Here is a 1974-nt window from a genome sequence, read left to right as displayed (position 1 = left end):
ACGCGGGCAAGAAGTACCTCGACTCGCTGCCGCAGCCCCCGAAGGACGGCAGCCCGAAGGACAACGCGGCCTGGTGGAAGGGGCTCACCGACGAGCAGAAGGCGGCCTACGTCTCCCTGCGCCCGGACAGCGTGGGCAAGCTCGACGGCATCCCGTCCGCCGTGCGCGACGAGGCCAACCGCATCGTCCTGGACGAGACCCGGGCCCGCTACCAGCTGGAGTTCAACTCCATCCCGAAGCCGCCGGTGAACGAGTGGACCTACATCACCAGCGGCGGCTTCGCGTCCAAGGTGCACACCGACGAATGGATGGAGTGGAACCGGAAGTACGGCGACCGGTACAACCACCTGGACAAGTCGCTGCACGGCATGGAGGCCATCGAGAAGCGCTTCGACAGGACCGGCGAGCGCGGGCTTCCCGAGGCGTACCTGCTGGGCTTCAGCGCCGACGAGGACGGCCGCGCGATCATCGCCAACGGCAACCCGGACACCGCGGCCCACCAGGCCGTCTACGTACCGGGCACGACGTCGGACCTGAACAGCATCGAGGGCAACATCAACCGGATGGTCAACCTCTGGGACGTGGCCGACTCCAAGTCCGGCGGTCAGCCCGTCTCCACGATCACCTGGCTGGGCTACGACGCACCCGACGAGGTCGTCAAGGACGCGCGGAACGACAGCTACGCGTACGACGGTGCGCCGGCCTTCAACAGGTTCCTGGACGGGCTGGAGGCGTCACACACCGGTGACACGCCACCGCACCGGACCGTGATCGGCCACTCGTACGGATCGACCGTCATCGGTGCCGCGGCCCAGAAGGGGACCCTCAACGCCGACGACGTCGTCTTCGCGGGCAGCCCCGGCGTCCTGGTGTCCGGCGCCGACGAGATGGACGTCCCCAAAGGCCACGTGTGGAACGAGGAGGGCGGCTCGGACCCGGTTCCGGAGCTCGGCCGCTACTTCCTCGGCGGGGACGGCACCATCATCCCGAGCGACAAGGACTTCGGCGCCAATCAGATGGGGACGAACACCCATGGGCACGGCGGGTACTGGGACCCCAATTCCAAGAGCCTGCTGAACCAGGGGCTGGTCGTCGTCGGGAAGGGCGACGACGTGGAGCTGAAGCCCTCGTACGGCACGTTCGGGCCGCCCGGTTCCTGGGACCACGTGAAGTAGGAGAGACTCCCTGACGTGAAGATCAAGCTGGGCGTCCTCGCCGTCGCCGTGCCCCTTGCGCTCACCACCCTCACCGGATGCGACATGACTGACAACGACTCCGACATCCCCACCGCCGGCACGAGCACGTCGAGTGACGCCGCCGACGTGCTGGAGAAGACATCCAGCGGCATCTACGACCTGATCGGTGTCAAGGGCAAGACGTCCGACAGCCGCGCCACGGTGACGGAGTGTTCCGGCAAGGACCCGGACAAGTACTTCCGGGTCCTGCACCCGTGGAGTTTCACCCCGGCGTCCCCCGGTGACCTTGAGGCGGCCATGCGCCACCTCAAGGAGAGGCTGCCCGAGCACGGCTGGAAGATCGTCGAGTACGGGCCGGACGCCAGCAAGAACAAGAACATCAGGCTCACGGCCGACCACGACGTGAAGAAGGCCAGTGTCCACATCATCCAGATGGCGAAGGACAACCCCCCGATGCTGAGCGTGGACGTCGTCTCCGGCTGCTATCAGGTCCCGGAAGGCCAAGAGGTCGAGCACTTCTAGTGGGGTAACGGCGAAACGGGGAGGACGACGCGCATGTCCTGGGACGAGTGGGAGCAGCCGGCGGCGGACGCCGCCGCCCGCGGCTCCGCGTGGATGCAGCTGAACCAGACCCGGACGATGGCCGGCGGGCACACCGAGGGCCTCCGGGACCACATCGGCGGGGCGAAGGGCCGGTGACGGGGCGGTCATGGACATAGCGACGCTGAAGGCGCTGAAGCCGGCCGAGTTCGAGGAGGCGGCCGACGGGTACCGCGCC

The 1974-nt window shown here is 67.7% G+C and carries 3 protein-coding genes; all 3 read left to right on the top strand.

Features of this window, described 5'->3' with window-relative positions:
• On the top strand, positions 1-1175 hold a 1175-nt coding region (locus tag ABZ576_RS34325; protein ID WP_360750032.1), incomplete at its 5' end, for an alpha/beta hydrolase.
• Positions 1176-1190: 15 nt separating this feature from the next.
• Positions 1191-1718 carry a hypothetical protein gene (locus ABZ576_RS34320; protein WP_360750029.1) on the top strand — a complete coding sequence of 176 codons (528 nt, stop codon included), beginning with the start codon at positions 1191-1193 and terminating at the stop codon, positions 1716-1718.
• 33 nt (positions 1719-1751) lie between these two features.
• Complete coding sequence (locus ABZ576_RS34315; protein ID WP_360750026.1) at positions 1752-1895, top strand: hypothetical protein; 144 nt, start codon at positions 1752-1754, stop codon at positions 1893-1895.
• Positions 1896-1974 lie beyond the last annotated feature (79 nt).

The organism is Streptomyces sp. NPDC013455 (genome assembly GCF_040632975.1).
GTDB lineage: Bacteria > Actinomycetota > Actinomycetes > Streptomycetales > Streptomycetaceae > Streptomyces.
The sequence above is the reverse complement of the archived record's forward strand: the minus strand, read 5'-3'. Positions and strand labels throughout refer to the sequence as shown.

What these genes read in the sequence shown, in the direction of transcription:
- ABZ576_RS34315 (WP_360750026.1), top strand. Translation starts at nt 1,752, where the DNA reads ATGTCCTGGGACGAGTGGGAGCAGCCGGCGGCGGACGCCGCCGCCCGC.